The sequence below is a fragment of the Arthrobacter sp. alpha11c genome (assembly GCF_054149985.1).
In genome coordinates this window covers 1,734,810-1,755,808 of record NZ_CP196747.1, presented here as the reverse complement: position 1 = coordinate 1,755,808, position 20,999 = coordinate 1,734,810, and the positions used below count along the sequence as shown (strand labels likewise).

31 protein-coding genes, 1 tRNA gene and 1 pseudogene are annotated in these 20,999 nt (G+C 59.6%); 23 read left to right on the top strand and 10 right to left on the bottom strand.

The features are described 5' to 3' along the window. Nucleotides 1-4: 4 nt before the first annotated feature. The 8 genes and pseudogenes from ACTAQJ_RS08085 to ACTAQJ_RS08050 all read left to right on the top strand — a co-directional run bounded on the left by ACTAQJ_RS08085 (nucleotide 5) and on the right by ACTAQJ_RS08050 (nucleotide 7,230). On the top strand, nucleotides 5-892 hold the full coding sequence (locus ACTAQJ_RS08085; RefSeq protein WP_498701648.1) for a segregation and condensation protein A: 888 nt from the start codon (nucleotides 5-7) through the stop codon (nucleotides 890-892). Nucleotides 893-971: 79 nt separating this feature from the next. Further along, a complete protein-coding gene (gene scpB / locus ACTAQJ_RS08080) occupies nucleotides 972-1,541 on the top strand; it encodes an SMC-Scp complex subunit ScpB (RefSeq protein ID WP_498702163.1) in 570 nt (189 codons plus the stop codon). Nucleotides 1,542-1,684: 143 nt separating this feature from the next. Further along, nucleotides 1,685-2,890, top strand: coding sequence for a pseudouridine synthase (locus ACTAQJ_RS08075; RefSeq protein WP_431119606.1), 1,206 nt, complete (start codon nucleotides 1,685-1,687; stop codon nucleotides 2,888-2,890). 3 nt (nucleotides 2,891-2,893) lie between these two features. After that, a complete protein-coding gene (locus ACTAQJ_RS08070) occupies nucleotides 2,894-4,000 on the top strand; it encodes a prephenate dehydrogenase (RefSeq protein ID WP_498701647.1) in 1,107 nt (368 codons plus the stop codon). Then, nucleotides 4,000-4,713, top strand: a complete 714-nt coding sequence (gene cmk / locus ACTAQJ_RS08065) for a (d)CMP kinase (protein WP_431119609.1) — start codon at nucleotides 4,000-4,002, stop codon at nucleotides 4,711-4,713. Before ACTAQJ_RS08070 ends, cmk begins: the two co-directional genes overlap by 1 nt. Next, a pseudogene (locus ACTAQJ_RS08060) lies at nucleotides 4,703-5,451 on the top strand (lysophospholipid acyltransferase family protein). The gene cmk and the pseudogene ACTAQJ_RS08060 overlap by 11 nt, the downstream one beginning before the upstream one ends. Nucleotides 5,452-5,461: 10 nt before the next feature. After that, nucleotides 5,462-7,012: a ribosome biogenesis GTPase Der gene (gene der, locus ACTAQJ_RS08055; RefSeq protein ID WP_431119613.1), complete on the top strand. Its 1,551-nt coding sequence runs from the start codon at nucleotides 5,462-5,464 to the stop codon at nucleotides 7,010-7,012. Between the two features lie 141 nt (nucleotides 7,013-7,153). Further along, a tRNA-Pro gene (locus ACTAQJ_RS08050) sits at nucleotides 7,154-7,230 on the top strand. A 53-nt stretch (nucleotides 7,231-7,283) separates the two neighbouring features. On the opposite strand, the gene ACTAQJ_RS08045 is transcribed toward ACTAQJ_RS08050, so the two are convergent. The 5 genes from ACTAQJ_RS08045 to ACTAQJ_RS08025 all read right to left on the bottom strand — a co-directional run bounded on the left by ACTAQJ_RS08045 (nucleotide 7,284) and on the right by ACTAQJ_RS08025 (nucleotide 8,687). Further along, complete coding sequence (locus ACTAQJ_RS08045; RefSeq protein WP_498702162.1) at nucleotides 7,284-7,604, bottom strand: tyrosine-type recombinase/integrase; 321 nt, start codon at nucleotides 7,602-7,604, stop codon at nucleotides 7,284-7,286. A gap of 86 nt (nucleotides 7,605-7,690) precedes the next feature. Next, entirely contained in the window at nucleotides 7,691-7,837 is a 147-nt protein-coding gene (locus ACTAQJ_RS08040) for a hypothetical protein (protein ID WP_498701646.1), read from the bottom strand. 141 nt (nucleotides 7,838-7,978) lie between these two features. Further along, on the bottom strand, nucleotides 7,979-8,263 hold the full coding sequence (locus tag ACTAQJ_RS08035; protein ID WP_498701645.1) for a tyrosine-type recombinase/integrase: 285 nt from the start codon (nucleotides 8,261-8,263) through the stop codon (nucleotides 7,979-7,981). Between the two features lie 76 nt (nucleotides 8,264-8,339). Further along, nucleotides 8,340-8,537, bottom strand: a complete 198-nt coding sequence (locus tag ACTAQJ_RS08030; protein ID WP_498701644.1) for a hypothetical protein — start codon at nucleotides 8,535-8,537, stop codon at nucleotides 8,340-8,342. A gap of 6 nt (nucleotides 8,538-8,543) precedes the next feature. Then, on the bottom strand, nucleotides 8,544-8,687 hold the full coding sequence (locus ACTAQJ_RS08025) for a hypothetical protein (RefSeq protein WP_498701643.1): 144 nt from the start codon (nucleotides 8,685-8,687) through the stop codon (nucleotides 8,544-8,546). 672 nt (nucleotides 8,688-9,359) lie between these two features. Here ACTAQJ_RS08025 and ACTAQJ_RS08020 point away from each other — a divergent pair. The 9 genes from ACTAQJ_RS08020 to ACTAQJ_RS07980 all read left to right on the top strand — a co-directional run bounded on the left by ACTAQJ_RS08020 (nucleotide 9,360) and on the right by ACTAQJ_RS07980 (nucleotide 13,848). Next, nucleotides 9,360-9,581 (top strand): helix-turn-helix domain-containing protein, encoded by a 222-nt coding sequence (locus ACTAQJ_RS08020; protein WP_498701642.1) that lies wholly within the window; start codon nucleotides 9,360-9,362, stop codon nucleotides 9,579-9,581. A 200-nt stretch (nucleotides 9,582-9,781) separates the two neighbouring features. Next, nucleotides 9,782-9,931 carry a hypothetical protein gene (locus ACTAQJ_RS08015; protein ID WP_498701641.1) on the top strand — a complete coding sequence of 50 codons (150 nt, stop codon included), beginning with the start codon at nucleotides 9,782-9,784 and terminating at the stop codon, nucleotides 9,929-9,931. A gap of 89 nt (nucleotides 9,932-10,020) precedes the next feature. Continuing rightward, entirely contained in the window at nucleotides 10,021-10,290 is a 270-nt protein-coding gene (locus ACTAQJ_RS08010; RefSeq protein WP_498701640.1) for a hypothetical protein, read from the top strand. Nucleotides 10,291-10,313: 23 nt separating this feature from the next. Next, nucleotides 10,314-10,529 carry a hypothetical protein gene (locus ACTAQJ_RS08005; RefSeq protein WP_498701639.1) on the top strand — a complete coding sequence of 72 codons (216 nt, stop codon included), beginning with the start codon at nucleotides 10,314-10,316 and terminating at the stop codon, nucleotides 10,527-10,529. Between the two features lie 206 nt (nucleotides 10,530-10,735). Beyond that, complete coding sequence (locus ACTAQJ_RS08000; protein WP_498701638.1) at nucleotides 10,736-12,091, top strand: YfjI family protein; 1,356 nt, start codon at nucleotides 10,736-10,738, stop codon at nucleotides 12,089-12,091. A 253-nt stretch (nucleotides 12,092-12,344) separates the two neighbouring features. Beyond that, nucleotides 12,345-12,542: a hypothetical protein gene (locus ACTAQJ_RS07995; protein ID WP_498701637.1), complete on the top strand. Its 198-nt coding sequence runs from the start codon at nucleotides 12,345-12,347 to the stop codon at nucleotides 12,540-12,542. 172 nt (nucleotides 12,543-12,714) lie between these two features. Continuing rightward, complete coding sequence (locus tag ACTAQJ_RS07990; protein ID WP_498701636.1) at nucleotides 12,715-12,939, top strand: hypothetical protein; 225 nt, start codon at nucleotides 12,715-12,717, stop codon at nucleotides 12,937-12,939. 24 nt (nucleotides 12,940-12,963) lie between these two features. Then, nucleotides 12,964-13,101 (top strand): hypothetical protein, encoded by a 138-nt coding sequence (locus tag ACTAQJ_RS07985; RefSeq protein ID WP_498701635.1) that lies wholly within the window; start codon nucleotides 12,964-12,966, stop codon nucleotides 13,099-13,101. A gap of 9 nt (nucleotides 13,102-13,110) precedes the next feature. Then, nucleotides 13,111-13,848 (top strand): hypothetical protein, encoded by a 738-nt coding sequence (locus ACTAQJ_RS07980; protein WP_498701634.1) that lies wholly within the window; start codon nucleotides 13,111-13,113, stop codon nucleotides 13,846-13,848. A gap of 141 nt (nucleotides 13,849-13,989) precedes the next feature. Here ACTAQJ_RS07980 and ACTAQJ_RS07975 read toward each other — a convergent pair whose 3' ends face one another. After that, the gene (locus ACTAQJ_RS07975) at nucleotides 13,990-14,403 is read right to left on the bottom strand and encodes a hypothetical protein (protein WP_498701633.1); all 414 of its coding nucleotides are present in this window, start codon (nucleotides 14,401-14,403) and stop codon (nucleotides 13,990-13,992) included. Between the two features lie 191 nt (nucleotides 14,404-14,594). Here ACTAQJ_RS07975 and ACTAQJ_RS07970 point away from each other — a divergent pair, with 191 nt between their 5' ends. Together ACTAQJ_RS07970 and ACTAQJ_RS07965 are read left to right on the top strand one after the other, a co-directional pair. Next, a complete protein-coding gene (locus ACTAQJ_RS07970; protein WP_498701632.1) occupies nucleotides 14,595-14,954 on the top strand; it encodes a phage terminase small subunit in 360 nt (119 codons plus the stop codon). A gap of 309 nt (nucleotides 14,955-15,263) precedes the next feature. Continuing rightward, nucleotides 15,264-16,022 (top strand): hypothetical protein, encoded by a 759-nt coding sequence (locus tag ACTAQJ_RS07965; protein ID WP_498701631.1) that lies wholly within the window; start codon nucleotides 15,264-15,266, stop codon nucleotides 16,020-16,022. On the opposite strand, the gene ACTAQJ_RS07960 is transcribed toward ACTAQJ_RS07965, so the two are convergent. After that, entirely contained in the window at nucleotides 16,019-16,438 is a 420-nt protein-coding gene (locus ACTAQJ_RS07960; protein WP_498701630.1) for a hypothetical protein, read from the bottom strand. The two genes, ACTAQJ_RS07965 and ACTAQJ_RS07960, sit on opposite strands and share 4 nt — an antisense overlap. Nucleotides 16,439-16,514: 76 nt before the next feature. On the opposite strand from ACTAQJ_RS07960, the gene ACTAQJ_RS07955 reads away from it, so the two are divergent. Next, entirely contained in the window at nucleotides 16,515-16,781 is a 267-nt protein-coding gene (locus ACTAQJ_RS07955; protein WP_498701629.1) for a hypothetical protein, read from the top strand. Nucleotides 16,782-17,355: 574 nt separating this feature from the next. Here the strand turns inward: ACTAQJ_RS07955 and ACTAQJ_RS07950 are convergent. Next, nucleotides 17,356-17,505 carry a hypothetical protein gene (locus tag ACTAQJ_RS07950; protein WP_498701628.1) on the bottom strand — a complete coding sequence of 50 codons (150 nt, stop codon included), beginning with the start codon at nucleotides 17,503-17,505 and terminating at the stop codon, nucleotides 17,356-17,358. A gap of 52 nt (nucleotides 17,506-17,557) precedes the next feature. Between ACTAQJ_RS07950 and ACTAQJ_RS07945 the strand changes: the two genes are divergently transcribed. Both ACTAQJ_RS07945 and ACTAQJ_RS07940 read left to right on the top strand, forming a co-directional pair. Continuing rightward, a complete protein-coding gene (locus ACTAQJ_RS07945) occupies nucleotides 17,558-17,683 on the top strand; it encodes a hypothetical protein (protein ID WP_498701627.1) in 126 nt (41 codons plus the stop codon). Between the two features lie 103 nt (nucleotides 17,684-17,786). Further along, nucleotides 17,787-18,164, top strand: coding sequence for a helix-turn-helix domain-containing protein (locus ACTAQJ_RS07940; protein ID WP_498701626.1), 378 nt, complete (start codon nucleotides 17,787-17,789; stop codon nucleotides 18,162-18,164). Nucleotides 18,165-18,453: 289 nt separating this feature from the next. On the opposite strand, the gene ACTAQJ_RS07935 is transcribed toward ACTAQJ_RS07940, so the two are convergent. Then, nucleotides 18,454-18,900 carry a MarR family winged helix-turn-helix transcriptional regulator gene (locus ACTAQJ_RS07935; protein WP_216922909.1) on the bottom strand — a complete coding sequence of 149 codons (447 nt, stop codon included), beginning with the start codon at nucleotides 18,898-18,900 and terminating at the stop codon, nucleotides 18,454-18,456. Nucleotides 18,901-19,075: 175 nt separating this feature from the next. On the opposite strand from ACTAQJ_RS07935, the gene ACTAQJ_RS07930 reads away from it, so the two are divergent. After that, on the top strand, nucleotides 19,076-20,284 hold the full coding sequence (locus ACTAQJ_RS07930) for an MFS transporter (protein WP_498701625.1): 1,209 nt from the start codon (nucleotides 19,076-19,078) through the stop codon (nucleotides 20,282-20,284). A gap of 99 nt (nucleotides 20,285-20,383) precedes the next feature. Here ACTAQJ_RS07930 and ACTAQJ_RS07925 read toward each other — a convergent pair whose 3' ends face one another. Beyond that, the gene (locus ACTAQJ_RS07925; protein WP_498701624.1) at nucleotides 20,384-20,965 is read right to left on the bottom strand and encodes a hypothetical protein; all 582 of its coding nucleotides are present in this window, start codon (nucleotides 20,963-20,965) and stop codon (nucleotides 20,384-20,386) included. Nucleotides 20,966-20,999: the final 34 nt, after the last annotated feature.

Here is a 20,999-nt window from a genome sequence, read left to right as displayed (position 1 = left end):
ACACGTGGGACCGTCACTCGCCGAGGCGGCAAGTCCGGAAAAAACGTCCGACGCCGGCACCTCCGAGGCCCGCAAGGCGGGCTTTGAGGTTCGGCTCGCAAACTTCACCGGGCCGTTCGACCTCCTGCTGGGCCTGATATCCAAGCACAAGCTGGACATCACCGAGGTGGCGCTGGCCACCGTCACCGATGAGTTCATCAAGTACATTCGCCGCCTGCAGGAACTGGGGGAGGACTGGGCATTGGATGAGGCCAGCGAATTCCTGGTGATTGCCGCCACGCTCCTGGACCTCAAAGCTGCCCGGCTCCTCCCCGCCGGCGAAGTAGAGGATGAGGAAGATATTGCCCTTCTGGAAGCCCGGGATCTGCTGTTCGCCCGCTTGCTCCAGTACAAGGCGTTCAAGCACGTAGCAGGTCTCATCAATGAAACCCTCGAACAGGAGGGCCGGAGATTCCCGCGCCAAGTGGCGTTGGAAGGGCATTTCGCGGCGCTACTGCCGGAACTCGTGTGGCGGCACACCCCCGAACAATTTGCGGAGCTTGCCGCCAAGGCACTGAAACCAAAAGACGCGGCGCCCGCAGAGGTGGGATTGGACCACCTCCACGCGCCACCGGTGAGCGTCAAGGAGCAAGCCGGGATCATCGGCGACCGGCTTCAACGTGGAGCCCCGCTCTCCTTCCGAGCGCTGATAGCCGACGCCGAGACGACCCTGGTTGTCGTGGCCCGCTTCCTGGCCTTGCTGGAGATGTTCCGGGACAGGGTTGTGGCATTCGAACAGGCAGGTCCGTTGGCAGAACTCACCGTTAGGTGGACCGGGGACGTCGCCGAATGGGACAGCTCGAACTTGAGCGAAGAGTACGAGGAAACGACTGAAGGGACAGGCAGTGACTGAGCAGGATATAGCCGCCGACGGCCTTGCTGAACTCGAAACCCTGCCTGGCGGGGCGCGGGCAGCGTTGGAAGCTGTGCTTATGGTCATCGACGAGCCAGCCACCTCGGAGGAGTTGGCCGCGGGATTGAACGTAACGGTCGCCGTCGTCGAGGATTTGCTGCAGGACCTGCAGCGGGAGTATAGCGGCTATACTGTTAAAGCCCCGGACGTGGATGCTGTCGGCTTTGCCGTTGCCAGCTCTGCCCCCCGGGGTTTTGAATTGCGGAACGTCGCCGGTGGGTGGCGGATCTATTCACGGTCTGATTTTGCGGACATCGTGGGCAGGTTCGTCCTCGAAGGGCAGACCACCAGGCTCACTCAGGCAGCGCTTGAAACACTGGCGGTCATTGCCTACAGGCAACCGGTCTCCAGGGCCCGGGTATCCGCAATTCGAGGCGTCAACGTCGATTCTGTGGTCCGGACTCTAACCCAGCGTGGTCTGATCGAAGACTCCGGGAACGATCCCGAATCAGGGGCTGTCCTGTATAGGACAACCTCCTACTTCCTGGAGCGGATGGGAATCGGCTCGGTGGCGGAACTGCCCCAGCTCTCGCCGCACCTTCCGGGTTTGGAAGGGATCGACGAGTACTACGACGCCAGCCGGATGTAAGCCCGGCACCGCACGATAACTACATACTGATTCACGGCACCGCATGGACGGTGCCACGGCAACAAGGGGCAGACGATGTCTGCCCGGCTGGCTAGTGTTGATTGCAGCACTAAATGCCGGCCATTACTACACAAGGACGGGTCATGACACAGGCGGGACGCCAGGGTTCACCACGTAACAGTTCGGGACGCAACAGTTCTGGACGCAATGAGGCAAGGGGCGGCACAGGCCGCTCCAACGCCGGCGGCTTCTCCGGCCGCGGCGGCAGTGCCGGCGCTGGAAAGCGCAACTTCACTCAGGGCGAGGGCCGCCCGTTCAAGGCTTCAAAGCCACGGGAAGCGGCCCCTTTCGATCCCGATAACCCCACAACGGCTGGCGATTACGATCGCGGCCAGGCCGCCCGGCCTGCCAAGCCCTTCCGCAAGCCCGGCTCCAACAAGCCCGGTTACGGCAAGGCCCCCGGAACACCCGGTGCGTTGAAGCCCAAGGCGAAGCCCGCCAGGCAATACGGCTCCAAGGCTTTCGGCAGCGAACGCTTCGGCCAGAACCTGGGCCCCATCCGCAAGCCTGGCCGCAACCGCGGTCCGCGCCAGGAAGTCCCGCAGTCGGACCTTCACGATGTGGACGGCGTGCGCCTGCAAAAGGTCATGGCGCAGGCCGGCGTGGCTTCACGTCGCGTGTGCGAGGAAATGATCCTCGAAGGCCGCGTCGAGGTGGATGGCGTTGTCACTACCGAGCTTGGCATGCGTGTTGACCCCAAAACCGCCGTGATTCACGTTGACGGTATCCGCATCCAGCTGGACGAAACCCTCGTCTACATGGTCTTCAACAAGCCCAAGGGCGTTGTCTCCACCATGGAAGACCCCGAGGGCCGGCCGTGCATCAGCGACTTCCTGAAGAACGCCAAGGGTGAGCGTCTCTTCCACGTCGGGCGTTTGGATGTCGGCACCGAAGGGCTGCTGTTGTTGACCAACGACGGCGAACTCGCCAACCGCCTGACCCACCCGTCGTATGAGGTGCCCAAGACGTACCTGGTTCAGGTTCGCGGCCCCTTCCCGCAGGGCGTCGGCGCGCAGCTGAAGTCCGGCGTCGAGCTTGAAGACGGTCTGGCAACAGTGGATTCGTTCCGCCTTGTTGACTCCACCCCTGGCCACGTGCTCATTGAGGTTGTCCTGCACTCCGGCAAGAACCGCATCGTTCGCCGTATGTTCGATGCTGTTGGTTTCCCGGTAGAGCGTCTTGTCCGTGTCAAGATCGGTCCCATTGGCCTGGGAGACCAGCGCCAAGGAAGCATCCGCAACCTCGGCAGGCAGGAAGTCGGTCACCTTCTGGCATCTGTGGGGCTCTAGGGCATGTCGGCATTCCGCTCGCACGGCCGCGGCCATCTTGATGGCCCGGTCGTGGTTCTTGGTACAGGCTTGCTTGGTGCCAGCATTGGCCTTGGCCTGCGCGGGCGCGGCGTTCCCGTTTTCCTTTTCGACCTCTCGCCGACGAACCAGGCGGTCGCGGTGGACATTGGTGCTGGCCGGCCCTTGGCTGAGCTTGACGAGCAACCTCAGTTGGTTGTTGTCGCTGCACCGCCTGACGTGACGGCCGACGTCGTGGAGAAAGCCCTGGCGGACTACCCGTCCGCCGTCGTCGTCGACATTGCCAGCGTCAAGGCCACTATCCAATCCCAATTGCGGGAGCGCGGCGTGGACCTGGCCAGGTACGTGGGGACCCATCCGATGGCCGGACGGGAAAAGTCCGGGCCGGTTGCAGCCAGGGGCGAGCTTTTCACGTCCATGCCGTGGGTGGTTTGCCCAACGGAGGAAACCGACACCGACGCACTGCAGACGGCACGTTCGCTGGCGGGGGACCTAGGGGCAATCGTCTCCCAGTTCACCGCTGATGAGCACGATGAAGCGGTGGCTTTGGTCTCGCATCTGCCGCAGATCATGTCTTCGCTTCTGGCGAGCCGCTTGCAGGGGACACCCCTGCATGCGCTGTCCTTGGCCGGGAACGGATTGCGGGACACCACCCGCATCGCTGCCAGTGATCCCACCCTGTGGGTGCAGATCCTGGGTGGCAACGCGGAAAAGGTTGTTTCCATCCTCCACGGCGTTCGTGAGGACCTGAATCGCTTGATCGGGACTTTGGAAGCGCCGAGTGCACCCGGAGCGCGGTTGGATCTCGCCCAGCTCATCAGTGAAGGCAACGCCGGACAGGCCCGGATTCCGGGCAAGCACGGCGGGCCTCCACAAGCGTATTCCTGGCTTACGATCCTCGTGGATGACAAGCCTGGCCAGATCGCGCAGCTCCTGACCGAAATTGGGGAGATCGGCGTGAACGTCGAAGACCTCCGGCTCGATCATTCATCGGGCCAGAACGTGGGCATGGTGGAGCTCTCAGTCCTGCCGAGCAAGCACGACCTCCTTGTTGAAGCCTTAACCGACCGTGGATGGCGGGTACTCCAGTAATGACGCGTGAATTCTTTGGGCCGGAGACAGTCGCCCGCCCCGGCAAGCCGCTCGTGATCGCGATCGACGGCCCCTCGGGGTCGGGCAAGTCCAGCGTCAGCAAGGAAGTTGCCCGGCGCTTGAAGCTGGCGTACCTGGATACCGGTGCGATGTACCGCGCACTCACGTGGTACTGCCTCAAAACAGGGCTCGACCTCCAGGACGGCGCTGCGGTGGAGCAGGCTTCCAAGCTCATGCCCCTGGAAATCAGCACCAGCACCGCTACCGAGTATGTGGCAGTAGACGGCACGGACATTACCGATGAAATCCGTGATCCCTTGATTTCGTCTTCCGTGAGCGCCGTCGCTACTACATTGGGTGCCCGCACGGAGCTGATCCGCCGCCAGCGCCAGCTCATCGACCAGCACCATCACCGGATGGTGGTGGAGGGACGCGACATCACCACAGTGGTTGCCCCCAACGCCGAGGTCCGCATGCTCCTGACCGCAAGCGAAGAGGCCAGGCTCCGGCGTCGTGGTATTCAGTTGGGCGGTACGCAGACCAAGGAACAGCTTGCCGCGCAGGTGACACAGCGTGATGCCAAGGACTCCACGGTGGTGAACTTCACCCAAGCGGCTGACGGCGTTGTGACGCTCGATTCCTCGGACCTGGACTTTGAGGAAACAGTGGAAACAGCTCTGGCGATCGTTAGCAAGGTCATCTATGGCGACTAATAACCAGCTTCCTGCGCTCCACCTTCCGGCTAGGTGGACACGCATTTGGAGCCGGCCCGTTGGCTGGTTCCTGGATCATGTCATCTACCGGACGGTGGTGTCGGGCAAGAGCAACATACCCGCCGCTGGTCCAGTGATCTTTGCCGCTAACCACATCAGCTTCCTGGACGGTCCAGTGATGTTCGGCGCTTCGCCGCGTCCCATGCACATCCTGGTCAAGAAAGAGATGTTCCGTGGATTCCTGGGCCGCGTCCTCAAGGGATCAGGGCAGATTCCCGTGGACCGAAGCGGTGACCGCAGCGCCCTGCACGTGGGCAAGCAATTGCTCGACGCCGGCCGTTGCGTTGGGATCCTGCCCGAAGGTACCCGGGGAGCGGCTCTGCTGAGAGCATCAGCAACGGTGTCGCCTGGCTGGCTATCAACTCCGGAGCCACCGTCATACCCGTCGCGATTCTCGGAACCCGTGCGGGTGATGAGCACCGCGACCATATTCCCAAACCCCGCCGCAGGCTGTATGTCAGCTTCGGCGAACCCCTCACGGTGCAGCGCCGGAAGGGCGAACCGGGGCGTGTTTCAATGGACAGGGCGGCTGCGGCAATCCGCGATGCACTGGCCGAACACGTCCAGGATGCAGTCAGGACTACAGGGCAGGGCCTTCCCCAGGAACCTCCGTCCGGACCATCCACACCGCAGCACCGCCAAACAGAAGTAGCCGGGACGCCGGCAGACCACCGTTAAGGAACGTGCAATGAGCGATACGACTCAAAAATCCGGCCTCCACGGAGCCGGCGACGACGAATACACGCCCACCGGCACCGACCAGGTGGCTGAAAACCTGGCTGCCCTGGACGACGAAGAGGCCGAACTCCGTGCGGCCACCCTCCGGGCCGGCCTGGACGATTACGACCTCGACGAAGAAGATGCCGCGCTGCTCAGTGGCGAATACGGCGATGAAGGCGACGAAGGTCCCCTCAAGCTGGACCCGGTTTTGGCCATCATCGGCCGCCCGAACGTGGGCAAGTCAACCTTGGTCAACCGCATCCTGGGCCGCCGCGAAGCTGTGGTTGAGGACACCCCGGGTGTTACCCGCGACCGCGTCATGTACTCTGCCCGCTGGAACGGCCGCAACTTCACCTTGGTAGACACCGGCGGATGGGAACACGATGCCAAGGGCATCCACGCCCGTGTTGCCGAGCAGGCCGAGATGGCTGTTGAGCTTGCCGACGCTGTTCTCTTCGTCGTGGACTCCGCCGTTGGCGCGACTGCAACGGATGAAGGCGTCATGAAGATGCTGCGCAAGAGCAAGAAGCCGGTCATCATGGTGGCCAACAAGGTGGATGACTTCGCGCAGGAAGCTGACTCCGCTGCACTGTGGGGCTTGGGCTTCGGCCAGCCGTACCCGGTGTCCGCCCTCCATGGCCGCGGTGTAGCCGACCTCCTGGACCACGTCATGGACACCCTGCCTGAGTTCTCCCTCGTGGAGGGCGTAGAGCGTTCCGGTGGACCCCGCCGTATCGCCCTGATCGGTCGCCCGAACGTCGGTAAGTCCTCCCTGCTGAACAAGCTTGCAGGCTCCGAGCGCGTAGTGGTGGATCCGCTAGCCGGCACTACCCGTGACCCGGTTGACGAATTCATCGAACTTGGCGACCGCACGTGGCGCTTCGTGGACACCGCAGGTATCCGCCGGCGCCAGCACATGGCACAGGGCGCCGACTTCTACGCCTCACTGCGTACGCAGGCCGCGCTCGAAAAGGCGGAGGTCGCCGTCGTGCTCCTCGCCGTGGACGAAGTCCTCAGCGAACAGGACGTCCGCATTCTGCAGTTGGCTATTGAGTCCGGCCGTGCCCTGGTGCTCGCGTTCAACAAATGGGACCTGCTGGACGACGAACGCCGCCGCTACCTCGAGCGTGAAATCGAGCAGGACCTGGCCCACGTTGAGTGGGCTCCGCGTGTCAACATTTCCGCGAAGACCGGCTGGCACAAGGACCGCTTGGTTCCTGCTTTGGATACTGCGCTGGAGAGCTGGGACCGCCGTATCCCCACTGGCCGCCTGAATGCATTCCTTGGTGAACTGGTTGCTGCCCACCCGCACCCGGTTCGCGGTGGCAAGCAACCGCGTATCCTCTTCGGCACCCAGGCTTCCAGCCGCCCGCCGAAATTCGTCCTGTTCACCACCGGTTTCCTGGATCCTGGATACCGCCGCTTCATCACGCGTCGCTTACGCGAAACGTTCGGCTTCGAAGGCACGCCCATCGAGGTCAACATGCGCGTTCGTGAGAAGCGCGGCAAGAAGCGCTAAATGAGACGGGCATCACAGTCGACTTTGGCTCTGATGGCATTGGCACCCTCCAACTTCGTGTAAGCTTTTGGAGGTGGTTCGGCCGGACTGCTTAGGTGGGACTCTTCGGAGGAAAACCTAGGCGGAGAACGGTGGAACCAGCGGGCTGTAGCGCAGCTTGGTAGCGCACTTGACTGGGGGTCAAGGGGTCGCAGGTTCAAATCCTGTCAGCCCGACCAGCAAAATCCGCTCCATCACTGGGAAAGCATCCCGGAGGTGGGGCGGTTTTTGTTTAAGCGCTACTCGTAACAGGGGCTTGTGTGTGCACTGTGCGTGCACCGCCTTTTCTCACCGGCACCATGGCAGCTGCCTTCTCCGCGGCATTCGAAGCTGCGGAGCCAATGAGGTGACCATACGTGTCTGATGTGATCGTGATTGACGAGTGCCTAAGTAGCTTCTGGACAATAGCGATGTCTTCACCAGATGAGAGCAGCAAGGAAGCGTACTCATGGCGCTGGCCGTGGAATGTCAGTTTAGGAAGCCCTGACTGTACCCGCAGTTTCTCAAATAGACGTGTCGCGTACTGGGGCTTGAGGGGTCGCCCGTCCTCCATTGTGAACACATAGCCACTGTGGGAGTATGCCTCTTGGCCGGCGTCGCGTTCCTGGTCCTGTTGGATCCGCCAAGCCACCAAGGCACCTACAGCCGTTCACTGAGATCGATCGTCGCATAGCTGTCTTCGGTCTTCGTGTCGTTGTCCAAAACGCGCCCGTCTGCCTGCACGCGGTTGTTTCGGATGCTCAATTGCCGACGGGTGAGGTCAACGTTCGATCCATCGAAGTCCAACCAGCTCGCCGCGGCGCAGGCCTGTGAAGGTAGCTCAGCTCGAACAACGCCCCAAGTCTGTGTGTTGCTGCGATGTCCAGGAAGTGCCCTACCTGTTCGGGCTCCCACGCCGTGATCCGCTTCTTATCGACCTTGGGTAGTTCAAGCTCCGTGGCTGGGTTTATGTCGATCCCGCTGTGACCGTGCAGCAGCCCGCAGGGAGGCCTGTAGGACAGCGGCGATACGTCTGACGGTAACTGCGCCTCTGCCCGCATCAGAGAGGCTCTTGAGGAAGTCGTTGAGGTGGTAGCGACGGATGTCCGAGAGCATCATTCTGCCAAGCTCAGAGCCCTTGATGTCATTGCGAATGTATCGGGAGTAGTTGTCGTAGGTGGTAGCCCGGATCCCTTTGCCGGTGTCCCGGTGGCGTTCTAGCCAGCCGTCCAAGTAGTCTCCGTACCTCTCAGTGTTCCGCTTCAGGAAAGTGCCCTGGTCCAACTCGCGCGCGACTTTGTTCCTGGCTTCACGAGCGGCCTTCTGTGTAGGAAACCCGTTTTGCCGGATCTGCCGGCGCTTTCCCGTCAGCAGGATCAATCCCCGCTGCGACGTAGAAACCCCACGTTCCGTGTTTAGGTTCCGCCGCAAGCTTCGGGCACTTGGAGCCGTACTGCTTTTTGTTCTCGTCCCGGCAGCCGCAGCGCCGGAAAATGTCATTCGCCATCTTGTGTCACTCCTTTGTCCCGGATTCGATTTCGATCTTCACTTGGGCGTAAATCTCCTTCAGGTCATCTGGAACTTCCCACGTGGGGATATTGGCCTGCTCCATTTCCTTGCGCTTGGCGTAAGCCCTTCTCACTGTCTGGATGGCCACGTTCCTATACGTCTCAGCCTCGCGGCTGCGACGTTCTTCATCTAGGGCTGCTTGCTCAACAAACTCCTTGGGGCTCGCCCCGGTAGGAAACTTTGAGTCGGCATGACCTACCAGCGTCGACCGGGCCGCGCGCAATGAGTAGTGCGCGGCTTGCTCTAACCCCCTTACTGACAGCGTTAGCTCGAGCAAAGAACCTAGCCCGGATTCCTCTCCCTCTCCGTCAAAGCAAAACTTCTCGGCGGCATCGACGGACAGTTCTACGTCTGACGGGGTGACGTCGGTTAATGGCCGTAGCCCCGTCGTAGGGGGAGTAGATGAGGGCGAGGGGCGGAATCGCCCAGGATTCGCCCGATGATGAGCACTTCTTGAAGTGAAACCGTCTCCTTTCGCCCCGTACTCAATGTTGGCGATTGTGCTTCGGGGGATCGGGTAGCCGATTGCTTCACAGGCCGCGCTTAGGTCCTGCGCAGACATGGAAGCGAGCTTCCTTGCTGACTGGATGTTTTTACCAACGCGAGCAGCAACAGATGACGCCCAATGCCGCGGTTCGATTTGTCCCATAACAACACAATCTCATGACCTATTGTGCTTTCGCAACACCTATGGTTATTATTGTTGCAGAGGGACAAGATACGCAGCTTCTGTCCCGTCAGAACACAGAAGGGAAATCTGATGTCAGTTGCCTACTCGGCAGAGGTGGAGCGAATTCTCACCAAAGCTACTGCGACCGTTGACGAACTAGCCGCGCTTATGGGCATTGGTCGGCGCCAAGCTTACGAGGCTGTACAGCGTGGGGATATCCCCTGCATACGCCTTGGGAGCCGAATCCTGATCAGCACCCGCGTCATCAACGAAATGCTCGACTCAGGCACCGTGCAGCAGAGCGCAGCCTAATGAGCCTCGAAGAAATGAAAGCGAAGTTCGCGGGCAAGCGAGTGCAGTTTGTTGGGATTTACGGCCAGACCCGCGGCCCGGTAGGGAAGGTGTGGCGCGTGACTAGGCATGGCGTCTTTGTCACTTACCCTGACGGCCACCGCGAGCAGCACCACCCAGAGGACCTGACCGTCGTTACAGATGAGTTACTCAGGTGACTCATGGCTACCACGGTCAGGAGCACCACGGGCACGGCGCCCATTGTTTTTGACCTCGTTGGCCCAGATCTGGTGCTGATCGTCCTCGAAGACGGATCACAACAGTTGTACAAAGCCAGCGAAATAATCGCGGCAATCAGCCCACCACGCTGACGCGAAACCCCCCGAACCGCTCTCTGGGAGGGAGCCCAAGGGATGCACTACCAAAACCATCACAAATACTGACAAAAGGTCTTATTCATATGAGTAACAGCACTAACACCATGCCCGATGTCCGCCGCATGACGATGAACCAGGCAATCAAGCTTGCCGCGTTCGTTGCTGAAATCCGCCCCGAGTGGTCAGCAGGCCCGATACGCGGACTGCTTCAAGCGCACACTTACGGCAGCGGTGGAGTAACCGTCATGGGCGTAGAGGAACTGACGCGCCGCACCGTCGCCGCAGCGTTCACCTCACCTCAGACACAACTCACCGAACTGCCCGCAGAACGCGGCGTGATCAGCAGACAGTAGACACCAACCAAGCCACGCAGGACATGAGCACCCTGCGCTGGCCAAAGACACCAACAACATTCTTTGTCCCGACCGAAACCAAGGACACCATGCACAGGCTCAGAACATATCGACCCGCCGCCCCAAGCGCGCAACCCTTCATCAGCACCAGCCTCTATATCAGCTTGGAGATCAAGAGGCACCTCGAAACCACCGAAACACCAGGCGTGCACGGCTACTTTGGCGAGGTGACCGAGTGAAGGAAGTCACCCCCGAAATGGCAGAAGCCATCTCGTCTGCCGAACACGAGGCATCGCTTACAGTTCCGTCACCGTTGCATGTGGAGCCCACCGTACCGGCCTTTCCTACTAGCGCACTCCCGTCATGGTGGCGGGCCTTTGTTGAAGCGGCGGCAGAAGCAACGCAGACCCCGTTGGACCTTGCCGCTTCCGTGACACTAGGGGTCATGTCCGCTGCCGTATCAGGTAAGAACAGGATCCAGGCGGCGCCCGGTTGGGAAGAACCTTTGAACCTCTATTTAGCGTGCGCACTGCCTCCAGGCAACCGGAAATCAGCAGTATTCAACCTCGCCACAACGCCACTACGCGAAGTGGAAATGGAACTTATTGAGGCCGCCAAGCCAGAAGTGCTGCGCCAAGCAACGCTCAAGAAGCTGCGCGAAGACACCGCCGAGAATGTTCGCAAACAGGTCATGAACGGGAAGAAGACTGAGGACCAGTATCTCGCAGCCGTACAAGCCGCCGATGACATCCCGATCCTCACCCTGCCGAGGCTCCTGGCAGATGATGCAACACCCGAGGCTCTTACTTCATTGGCTGCGGACAACGGTGGAAGGATATCTGTCGCCTCGGCTGAGGGTGGGATATTTGACATCTTTGCCGGCCGGTACAGCGGGGGCATGCCAAACATGGACATTCTTCTCAAGGGCCACGCTGGCGATGCAATGACTGTGGACCGAAAGGGGCGACCCACCGAGCGGATACCCTCAGTCTGCCTGAATATGAACCTCACGGTTCAGCCTGCGGTCCTTCGACAGATCGGTTCGGGATCCCCTGAGAAATCGAAAGGTGAACTGGAACGCTTTCTGTTCACAGTGCCCAAGTCCAGTGTTGGCTTTCGATCAGTGGAGGCGCAACCTGTCCCCGCCGCGGTCAAAGCTACCTACCACCACCACGTAAGGACTTTGGCACGGTCAGCAGTAGTGCCGGGTGAGCCGACAGTAATCCGGATGGACCCAGACGCTACAAAGCTCTTTACGGACTGGCAGAGGGTCATAGAGGCGGATCTAAGGCCGGGAGGCCTGCTGGGTGATCCTCGTGTCATTGGCTGGGGATCGAAGCTTGCAGGGACAACAGCCAGGTTCGCGGGAATCCTCCACTTAGCATCCGGCAAATCACCGAACGAAATGCTTTCTGCGGATACTGCGGATTGTGCGGCAGCAATGGCAGATCACTTTTCTCAACACGCAATCGCTGCTTTCCATCTCATGGGTACGGCGGATCCTCACAGGAAGGCAAAGGAACTGAGGATGCTGATAAAGAACACCAAGCTATTCAGCTTCACCGAAAGGGATCTGCTGACTAAGGCAAGCAGATCAGTCTTTCCTGATTCAGCATCCATAAGAGAAGCGCTGATGGTTCTCCTGGAACACGACTGGGTATTCAGAGTGGAAATGCCCGTCCACTCAGGACCGGGCCGGAAAGCGTCACAGATGTACGTGCCTCACCGGAGCATGTTCGAAACCGAAGACGGCACCGCACAATCCGCACAATACGCAGAACCATTCGGGGAGGCAGCGTGAAGACATACCGGATCCACAAGTGCACCCGCCAGCATCGAACGTCACGGACCTTCCTAGCCTGCGCAATACCGCGTCACCTATGGATCCGTGGCAAGGGAAACATTGCGCTCATCGCATGGTGCGACGCTCCAAGCGTCTCTCTGTGGACCGATGCAGCACAGGCGGAAGCGTCCAAACAATTCATCGACGCAACAGGCTGCGGACGCCGCTGCAACGGCCACCACGACATCATCCTCGTGCAAGGAGTTACGGCATGAATGATTCGGAATTGACCGCCTATTGGAAGTTTCGAGCAATGCACTTCCAACGTCTTGCCGTCTCCTACCAACAAGAACTTCTAGCGCTCAAGAACTCCCCGGCCCGTGAACGAAGCCACGGACGCGGACTGCACGCCGATCCGACCGCGACACGTGCTGTCGCCAACGTCACCCGTCACCAGAAAGGGAACTAGCCGTGGCTTACGACTGGACCGAAAAACAAATAGCTACCTACGACTACCCAGCTCAGTCCGCCGTGTGGAAGCTGAAAGCCGAGCACGCCCAGCAAGAAGCCACTCATTGGATGCGCAGAGCTCGCGCCGCTGAGGCGCAACTATCCATGTACCAGCAACGAGAGAGGCAAGCATGACGGTTACCCGCTACCCGCATGGATCCCTTGAGTACTGGAAGAAGCTGGCCGCTACACGGCAGGACATCATCACTCGTGCGCACCGGAAGCTGAACTTGCTACAGCAGGAGTACGACGAGGTGGAAGCCGAACTACGCACCTATGTAGGCCAGGGGACCATAACCCAAGAGGCCCCGATCAACACCACCGAGGGTGAGCACCTTCGCAGTCCACGGACCTGAAATGTTGCCACGAAAGAAGCAGAAATGACCAACGATCCACAGACCGACGACCCGCAATCCAACGAAGACGACGCGTTCTACGACAGCATCTACAAGCCAAAAGGCATCGAGCTGACCGAAGAAGAAGACGCGCTCTACAACCAGATCTTCCCCACCAAGTAAGGAACGTCCATGGCTTTCAAATTCAGTCCACTCCTCAACATCAACGACCTCCGCGACATCGTAGACGGCGCCGCGCCCTACGGTATCGAACCCAACGAAAAGGTATCCCACGGGCTCCACCTCTACGAAGTCCTCATGCAGCAAACAATCTCGGCCGTTCCCGCCGTGAAGTTGATTGACCTCACCGAAGAACAAGCAGTCGAACATGCCTTTCAAGTCGCCAGGGTCCGGGCCATAGCGTTCCCCGGTCAGCCCGCAATCAACATGATCGCAGCCAACCTCCAAGACCAAGTGGTGAAGGAAACAGCCGAAGCTATGGCGGACGACGCTTCGAGGTACATCAAGGAACTTCGCCCAGTCTTCGACGAGGCAGCAGATCACCTAGCACGTTCCGTGAAGGCTGGCATCACCCCGACCTCAACAGCACAAGACGTGCTCGACCTCAACAGTCAGACAGCAGCGACACTCTGGAATGAACTGCCCACCCACATCACATCACTTGAACGCATCAAGAACCTGCGCGTGAGGCTGTCCCGCACCCTCGGACTCCCACCGCAGCCCTTCTACACCAACTCAGACCCCATCACCGACTACACCGCCTGCTTCGTCCACCCAGACACAGGCATCACCTCAGGTGCGATTACCAACTTCCCGAACAACGCAACCGGGCAGCGAGTATTCAACACGCCCAAACAGGAATGGCTGAGCCTCGCCACGATTACAGCCGGCAACATGCAGCTCAACTGAACCAAAGGCAACAGGTGGTGCGCGCACCTCGCTGACGCGCACCACCTGGGGACTTTCCCTTACGCCACCCCTCAGAAATTTTCCCGCCGGGGAGGCTGATTATTCTCTGTACGCTTTGGGGGATTTTCAACGAGACAACAATTACGGCGCAGCCTCGGTAGCAACTGGCGCTGCTGGGGCTTTCACGGACAGCTTCTTAACGATTCCGATGATGAGAGCTGGAACGCTAGTAGCCATCGAAAGCAGCGCAATCATCGTCAGTAATGGGAAGTGGGATACAGCGGAAACGAATACCAGGACGAAGCCAAGAGGGAATGCAATCACCGCGAAGATAAGCGGAGTGTTACCCGGCTTACGCCCTTGTTCCTTATAAGCGGCCAAAGCAACACAAATGGCAATAGCTCCAAGCACCAGAAGGGCAACAACCGCCGTTGTGAGAACACCGACTGCGCCACCAGTCACCCCGCCAAAAGCAACCATTAGAACTACAGATAGTAAGACGCCCGCAGCGCCAGCAATAGCAGTGACCTTAAAGAGTTTCCCTTGGTTATTCATGGTGCTCACTGTAGCCACGAACAAATAAAGCACAAGCCCGGCATGACCACGTGTCTTAAAACACCCTGGCCCACACCCTTCCCCCACCCCCATCAAACGACACCGATGGTGAGGTCGTCGGGAAGTGTGCCAACCGCTCAACCTCATTCACGACCCTGAAAGGAGGCCCATTCTTGGGTACTCAAAGGAACATGACCAAGCCGAATTCACGGGCTTACAGACCTCAGTCAGCGGCTATCCGGGCCGCACTCGTGGAGCTTCCTGCGGAGGGTTGCACGCTGCCTGTCCCGGATCTTCCTCAGTCGCGGGACTGGAGCGACGTTGAACAGGCTCGCTGGGCTGAGCTTTGGGAGTCGCCGCAGGCTACGCAGTGGGACGATTCGTGCCGCGGGACTGTTGCCTTGCTTGTGGCCTATGAAACTAGGTTGCTGACTGGGGATGGTGGCACTGCATGGGTAGCTCAGGAGTGCAGGTATGCCGCGGAAGCTCTCGGATTAACGCCTAAGGCGATGGCATCGCTGGGGTGGAGGATCGCTGATGGCAAGCAGTAGGAGGGCAGCCAGGGGCGTCCCGGCTGTGCAGACGGAGGTTGACCCTAATCGCATCACTCAGGAGGGATTCCAGTCTCCCCGTGGTGAGGTCAGGGCTTGGTTCCGGGGCGGTGTTTGTTACCGCGTCAAGATTGCTGGGCGCCCTTACGGATGGGGTGAAGGCCCCGCGGTTTGGGCCGCCGTGCTAGATGGCACGTTCCGACCTGATGACTTCGGCAAGCACAACAAATAACTAAATAAGCACCACGCAACGGAGCCCGCACGTGGCGGGCTTTTTTACACCCAAAATCAGAATTGGAGTCACCCCAAATGGGACAGATCGACAACCTTAGTCAGGGCAACCTGAACGATATTCTGCGCCGGCTGAGAGCTCTTGAGTTCAATACGAACCAGAACGCTATGGGCATCGGGCGCGGCGGTATAACCGTCTACGGCGGCGGCGGTATAACCATCGAAAACGGTGGGCTTTCCGTAACTGGAACCGCAACCATTAGCGGGACCCTCACGAACACCGGCACAACCAATCTCACAGGTACGCTGACCGCTACCGGCCCTATCAACCTCAACGGCCCGACAACTATTGCCGGCGATGTCACTTCGACAGGCGACTTCACAGTGAATGGTCCGACCGACCTGAACGGCCCAACTACCGTAGCGGGTGACACTACGGTTACAGGTGACTTGAACGTGAACGGACCAATGAAAACGACAAGCACGCTGTCCGTTGAAGGCGTGACCACGCTCAAGAACGACCTCAATGTAACTACTGGCAAGATCAACGCTGGCGGCATGACCGTCGATCCGTCATTGTTTGGTGGCAGCGTCCAGTTCAGCGCGGGGGGCTACCTCTCCGGGACTGCATCAGGTCCGCAGATCACCGGCCCAGCGGGGAACTCATTCGTCTTCACCAGGAGCGGCAAGGCAGGTTTGCAGGCCGCCGCGATCGATCTTATCGGCGCGGTTGAGGTTCAAGGCGGGCTGAAAGTCACGAGCCCTGGAACCACGACCGGCGTAACGCCAAACCTCTACATGGACGGCTCAGGGAACATCAAGAAGATCCTGCCCTAGAGGTTGTCCGTATTGTGCTTGGTGCAGAACACGCGGCTGGCATATACGGCAATAGCGCCGGCGTTGTCCCACTCGATTTCTGTACTTCCGCCTCGCTCGCCAATCTCGCCCATGGTAAGTCCCTGATCGAAGAGTGCGCAGGATTCGGCGCCCCGCTGAACTAGCGCGTCATCGGATGGAAGATTGCCACCGCGCCAGTTCTTCTTTACGCCCTCAAGGAACCGGGCACGGGCGCTCTCGTCTGTGAAAGCAGACGGGAGCGCTTCGGCTGGGGCGGGCGCGGCCAGTAACGGTGCGGCAGCAGATGACGTATCGCTAGTGGATGGCTCACTGCTCGGAGTGGAGCCCGCGCCAGCGCTTGAACATCCTGTCAGGCCGACAGATACAAGCAGGATAAGCCCCCAAATTTTCCTCATGTTCCGCATCTTAATCGGAACCGCCACCAATTAAACCCCACGTCGAAGAGCAACAACGAACCCAAAGGTGAACACCATGGCATTCATCCTCTACCAAGGCCAAAAGATAGCGATCCCGGACAACGTAAAGGTGGACGAAGTAGCAGACGCAATCAAAGCAATACAGAACTCCGGTACGTACTCCTATGTGACGCTGAACTTAGAAGGCGAAGTGCCAAAACGGATAAGGCTCATGGTTGGCCCAGGCATCCCCATCGGAATCGTCAGCGACCCCCTAGACGGACACGAACCCAACCTCACCGACGACAGCCTCGCGAAGTTCGTAGACGAATCGGAGGGTTAGTCGCTCGGTTCTAACGAAGGACATGGGCCTATGCACCCTCCCCACCCCCGTTTTTGTGCCTCCTCTGGCTTAGGCGCAGATATCCCCCCGTGGATTTTTTTCCACGGCGTGAGGGCTGGGATCCCTGTATTGGCGGGATTTTTGCCACTTTTCAAGACCCTTTCGTGGGGTCTTTTTGCGTATCTAGAAGATGGTGATTTTTTGACATGAAAACGTACCGGAATGATCGGCGGTATGTGGCGCAGCGGGAGGCGTTGAAGCGGGCGTACCAAGCTCAAGGGCTCCCGTGCGCTGGTTGTGGTGGTCCGTTCTTATGGGACTTCGAGAATAGGAAGCTTTACCCGGAGTTCTGGAAGGATCCTCGCAGCTTCACGGCGGATCACATCGACGCGGTGAATGCTGGGGGGAAGATGGCCCCAGGCGTCAACGGCTTGCGCGGGATGCATCGCGGTTGCAACTCATCCCGCGGGGATGGGTCCCGTGACGCGGCAAAGGTAGCCGCCGCACCCCTCAGGACTAGTCGGAAGTGGTGAGGCGGGTTGTGGCCCTTGAAAGGTGAAGCCTCCCGGTACGGTCAGGCCCGTGGTTGTCTGGCACATGCCTCATCGTGCCGCCGCTGCATGTCCTCGATCAAACTCTTATCGTTTTCATTGGCAACCAGTCCGTGGATTGGGCAGTGCAGCGCGAAGCCGGTCTTGCCGATCTTCTCGATCCTTGAGTTCATGCTGCAAAGTATCCCACGAGGACTGTCGCACCTTGCTCGTATCGTGGCAGTTATGGCGAAGTTTGACCGTGATGGTTTCCAGAAGATGATGGCCGAGTTGAACACGGAGGATCGTACGGGCGTGGTTGTGCCGTCCCCGCTTGAGGATTTGGAGCCTGATCCGGACTACCTGACGTAATGCACATTTTTGCAGATGCACTTGCGTGAGTGTGCAGATGTGTTAATGTAATTGCAGATCAGACGTGATGGTTTGATGAAGACGCTTTGAAGGGTCCGTTGCCATGGTAGGCGCGGACCCTTCGGCGTTTCTGGGCATACTAGTTCTCGTGACTCTCCTTGACGCCCGAATCGGGTACATCATCAGACGTGAACGAAGGAACCTAAAGCTCAGCCTCGACATGCTGGGGAAGATGGTTGGCGTCAACCACTCAACGATCAGCAACTATGAGACAGGCGTTCGGCCCGTACCCTTTGATCGAGCGCAGCTGCTCGCTTTGGCCCTGGGCTTGGATTTGCGTCTGATTGATCGGACAGCAGACCAAAGCGGGCCACCCCCAAAGATCCGCCCCGATGTAAAAGTCAACGTCGGCCCCGTACATAGGGGATGTGTGTGCACAGGTGAGTGCACGCTGGGGGATGTTCCCGAATTCTTGAGTTAACTGTCGGAAACGACACCCCTCTATATATAAGGACAGAGGCCACCACGTACACCCCTTGGATATAGGGGGACATGGTGGCCTCGTTACTGGGGGTCAAGGGGTCGCAGGTTCAAATCCTGTCAGCCCGACCATAAAGGCCGGAATCACGCGGAAACGCGGGGTTCCGGCCTTTGGTCGTTAAGTCCGAATCTGCGTGGGCAGCGGCAAGCCCGCTCTTGTTCGCTCCTCTCGCCGTTGTGCGGTGAGGAGGGCGAACAAGGGCGGGAATGGCCGACCCCGACGTCGAAGCTCAGGCCTTCTGCAGCGCCCCCAGCGCGCGTACCAGGGGTTCGAGTTCGGGAACCTGCTCAGCGGCTTCCAGGGCCGACGCCAGGGTCTCATCGTGGACAGGCTTTGCTGCCTCAAGCAGCTTTTGGCCGGCGACTGTGAGCTCGGTATAGATCCCGCGCCGATCATCCGCGCAGAGGATCCGCGTCAGCAGCCCCCGGTCCTCCAGGCGGTTGACCAGGCGGGTGGTTGCGCTGCTGGAAAGAGCCGTGGCCCGGGCAAGTTGCTGCATGCGCATGTGCCATCCATCCTGGCGGCTCAGGGCGTCAAGAACCGTGTATTCCACCACCGACAGCTCGGTGGAAGCCTGGAGTGCTTTCTCGAGTTCCGCCTCGATGCTTCCATGCAGGGCAGCGAGGGTGCGCCAACCCTGTGCCCGTACTTCTACGGCGTCATCCTTGATGCCCATGCCTGTTGTGCTCCTGCCTTGGTTTGCGTATCAGTGCAGCCGACCGAAAGTAGTTGCTTGCGCAATTATCTAGCGTGTGCAACTATATACACAGCGTCTGCAACTATTATTCTACGGGTTCCCAGAGGCGCACATCCACTTTGCTTTTGGGAGCCACCCATTTAAGGAGTTCCACATGCCCGCAGGGTTGATAGCCCTTGCCCTTGGCGGATTTGGCATCGGATTAACCGAGTTCGTCATCATGGGCCTTTTGCCGGAAGTAGCGGCAGATTTCCAGGTGAGCGAGGCCTCGGCAGGCTGGTTCATTTCCGGCTATGCGCTCAGCGTGACAGTCGGCGCCCTTCTGGTTACTGCCGCCGTTACCAGGCTTCCGCGCAAGCCCGTCCTTGTTGGACTGCTTGTTCTGTTCATCGTCGGCAACTTCCTCTCCGCTATCGCCGACTCGTACCCGGCGATGCTTGTGGGCCGCATTATTGCGGCGTTGTGCCACGGTGCGTTCTTCGGAATCGGCTCGGTGGTGGCGGCCAGCCTGGTCCCTGCGCACAAAAAGGCCGGTGCCATTGCCATCATGTTCACTGGACTTACTGCTGCCAACGTCCTTGGCGTTCCTTTCGGCACGCTCCTTGGCCAGAACCTGGGCTGGCGTTCAACGTTCTGGGCCATCACCGGAATCGGTGTGGTGGCACTGCTTGGTATCGCGGTGATGGTGCCGAAGGGGAGTGCGGAGCCGACCAAGGGCCTCCGTAGCGAACTGGGTGCCTTCAAATCCGGCCAGGTCTGGCTGTCCCTCCTGGTGACGATTTTGGGTTTCGGCGGCATGTTCGGCGCTTTCACGTACATCGCCTTCACGCTTACTGAAGTCTCCGGGTTTGAGCCTGGCGCAGTTCCGTGGTTGCTGGTGCTCTTCGGCGGCGGACTGTTCGTCGGCAACTTCCTGGGCGGGAAGGCGGCCGACAAAAACCTGGACGGATCGCTCGTCATCATCCTCGCCGGCTTGGTGCTGGTCCTGCTTTTCTTCGCCCTCACCGCATCCAGCAGCATCGCTACTTTGGTCTCATTGGCCCTCATGGGCGGCTTCGGTTTCGCTACAGTCCCCGGTCTGCAGATGCGCGTGATGCACTTTGCCTCCTCCGCGCCCACGTTGGCATCCGGTGCCAACATTGGTGCCTTCAATCTGGGTAATGCTCTGGGGGCCTGGCTCGGAGGAGTCACCATTTCGGCTGGCCTGGGCTACACCTCGCCCATCTGGGCAGGAACCGCGATTACTGTGGCCGCGTTACTGGTCATGCTTGCTGCCGCTGCAGCAGCCAAGCGCAAGGAAGTTCCCGCAGCAAAAGCCACGCCCGACGTCGAACGCGAACCTCAAGGGGCGGCCGTCACCTGACGTCCCATCAGGGAAAGTGAAAGCCGACCGGGGAAAATGAAAGCCCGCCGTGGAACGGTTCAACCGTTCCACGGCGGGCTTTCAGCGTCTCAGGTCTGGTTATGGCTTGGGTGTGCTGTCGCGGGCTTCCTGCTCTGCTCTCTTGGTAGCCTTGGTTCGTTCGCTCTCTGCATGCTTTAACACCCGCATCTGCTTGCCCCGCCGGCGCCACAGGGCCCAAAGAACAGTAACCACCACAAAAATCACTGCAGCCGCTACGGCCGAGATCGCGGTCCAGGTGGTGAAGAATCCGGCATCCACGCTTAAGGTGCGTTGGCCGGCGTGCGCTGATTCGGTGGAACCGAACACAATGCCTGCCGTCAGCAGGTTGGGCGTGGCGATGGCGACGGCCGCCAGCAGAATGACGATCTTCCAAGGCCATGAGACAGCCTTGTGGGTTGCCTGCCACGCCACCACAAGGGGAATGAAGGTAAAGACGAAGCCGTAGAACATGCCCACCAGTACGCTCGCCGCGAGGTCCCGCCGGATCTGCCCCGCCACGACGTCGGACCACCAACGCGGCAGAATGGCCCCGAGGATGAAGTATGCTGCCACAGCGACAAGCAATGCCACCAGGATCAGAATAATTTTGACGCCCCAATTGCGTTTTTTCCGAGCCGGTACTTGTGCTTGTTCAGTCATGGGTCAATCATGGCAGAGACCTCATCAGGCACAG

Coding starts and splice junctions, on each gene's coding strand:
- scpB (WP_498702163.1), top strand. CDS start 972: ATGGTCATCGACGAGCCAGCCACCTCGGAGGAGTTGGCCGCGGGATTG.
- ACTAQJ_RS08075 (WP_431119606.1), top strand. CDS start 1,685: ATGACACAGGCGGGACGCCAGGGTTCACCACGTAACAGTTCGGGACGC.
- ACTAQJ_RS08070 (WP_498701647.1), top strand. CDS start 2,894: ATGTCGGCATTCCGCTCGCACGGCCGCGGCCATCTTGATGGCCCGGTC.
- cmk (WP_431119609.1), top strand. CDS start 4,000: ATGACGCGTGAATTCTTTGGGCCGGAGACAGTCGCCCGCCCCGGCAAG.
- der (WP_431119613.1), top strand. CDS start 5,462: ATGAGCGATACGACTCAAAAATCCGGCCTCCACGGAGCCGGCGACGAC.
- ACTAQJ_RS08045 (WP_498702162.1), bottom strand. CDS start 7,604: ATGGAGGACGGGCGACCCCTCAAGCCCCAGTACGCGACACGTCTATTT.
- ACTAQJ_RS08030 (WP_498701644.1), bottom strand. CDS start 8,537: ATGGCGAATGACATTTTCCGGCGCTGCGGCTGCCGGGACGAGAACAAA.
- ACTAQJ_RS08020 (WP_498701642.1), top strand. CDS start 9,360: ATGTCAGTTGCCTACTCGGCAGAGGTGGAGCGAATTCTCACCAAAGCT.
- ACTAQJ_RS08015 (WP_498701641.1), top strand. CDS start 9,782: ATGGCTACCACGGTCAGGAGCACCACGGGCACGGCGCCCATTGTTTTT.
- ACTAQJ_RS08010 (WP_498701640.1), top strand. CDS start 10,021: ATGAGTAACAGCACTAACACCATGCCCGATGTCCGCCGCATGACGATG.
- ACTAQJ_RS08005 (WP_498701639.1), top strand. CDS start 10,314: ATGAGCACCCTGCGCTGGCCAAAGACACCAACAACATTCTTTGTCCCG.
- ACTAQJ_RS08000 (WP_498701638.1), top strand. CDS start 10,736: ATGTCCGCTGCCGTATCAGGTAAGAACAGGATCCAGGCGGCGCCCGGT.
- ACTAQJ_RS07995 (WP_498701637.1), top strand. CDS start 12,345: ATGAATGATTCGGAATTGACCGCCTATTGGAAGTTTCGAGCAATGCAC.
- ACTAQJ_RS07990 (WP_498701636.1), top strand. CDS start 12,715: ATGACGGTTACCCGCTACCCGCATGGATCCCTTGAGTACTGGAAGAAG.
- ACTAQJ_RS07985 (WP_498701635.1), top strand. CDS start 12,964: ATGACCAACGATCCACAGACCGACGACCCGCAATCCAACGAAGACGAC.
- ACTAQJ_RS07980 (WP_498701634.1), top strand. CDS start 13,111: ATGGCTTTCAAATTCAGTCCACTCCTCAACATCAACGACCTCCGCGAC.
- ACTAQJ_RS07975 (WP_498701633.1), bottom strand. CDS start 14,403: ATGAATAACCAAGGGAAACTCTTTAAGGTCACTGCTATTGCTGGCGCT.
- ACTAQJ_RS07970 (WP_498701632.1), top strand. CDS start 14,595: ATGACCAAGCCGAATTCACGGGCTTACAGACCTCAGTCAGCGGCTATC.
- ACTAQJ_RS07965 (WP_498701631.1), top strand. CDS start 15,264: ATGGGACAGATCGACAACCTTAGTCAGGGCAACCTGAACGATATTCTG.
- ACTAQJ_RS07960 (WP_498701630.1), bottom strand. CDS start 16,438: ATGAGGAAAATTTGGGGGCTTATCCTGCTTGTATCTGTCGGCCTGACA.
- ACTAQJ_RS07955 (WP_498701629.1), top strand. CDS start 16,515: ATGGCATTCATCCTCTACCAAGGCCAAAAGATAGCGATCCCGGACAAC.
- ACTAQJ_RS07950 (WP_498701628.1), bottom strand. CDS start 17,505: ATGAACTCAAGGATCGAGAAGATCGGCAAGACCGGCTTCGCGCTGCAC.
- ACTAQJ_RS07945 (WP_498701627.1), top strand. CDS start 17,558: ATGGCGAAGTTTGACCGTGATGGTTTCCAGAAGATGATGGCCGAGTTG.
- ACTAQJ_RS07940 (WP_498701626.1), top strand. CDS start 17,787: ATGGTAGGCGCGGACCCTTCGGCGTTTCTGGGCATACTAGTTCTCGTG.
- ACTAQJ_RS07935 (WP_216922909.1), bottom strand. CDS start 18,900: ATGGGCATCAAGGATGACGCCGTAGAAGTACGGGCACAGGGTTGGCGC.
- ACTAQJ_RS07930 (WP_498701625.1), top strand. CDS start 19,076: ATGCCCGCAGGGTTGATAGCCCTTGCCCTTGGCGGATTTGGCATCGGA.
- ACTAQJ_RS07925 (WP_498701624.1), bottom strand. CDS start 20,965: ATGACTGAACAAGCACAAGTACCGGCTCGGAAAAAACGCAATTGGGGC.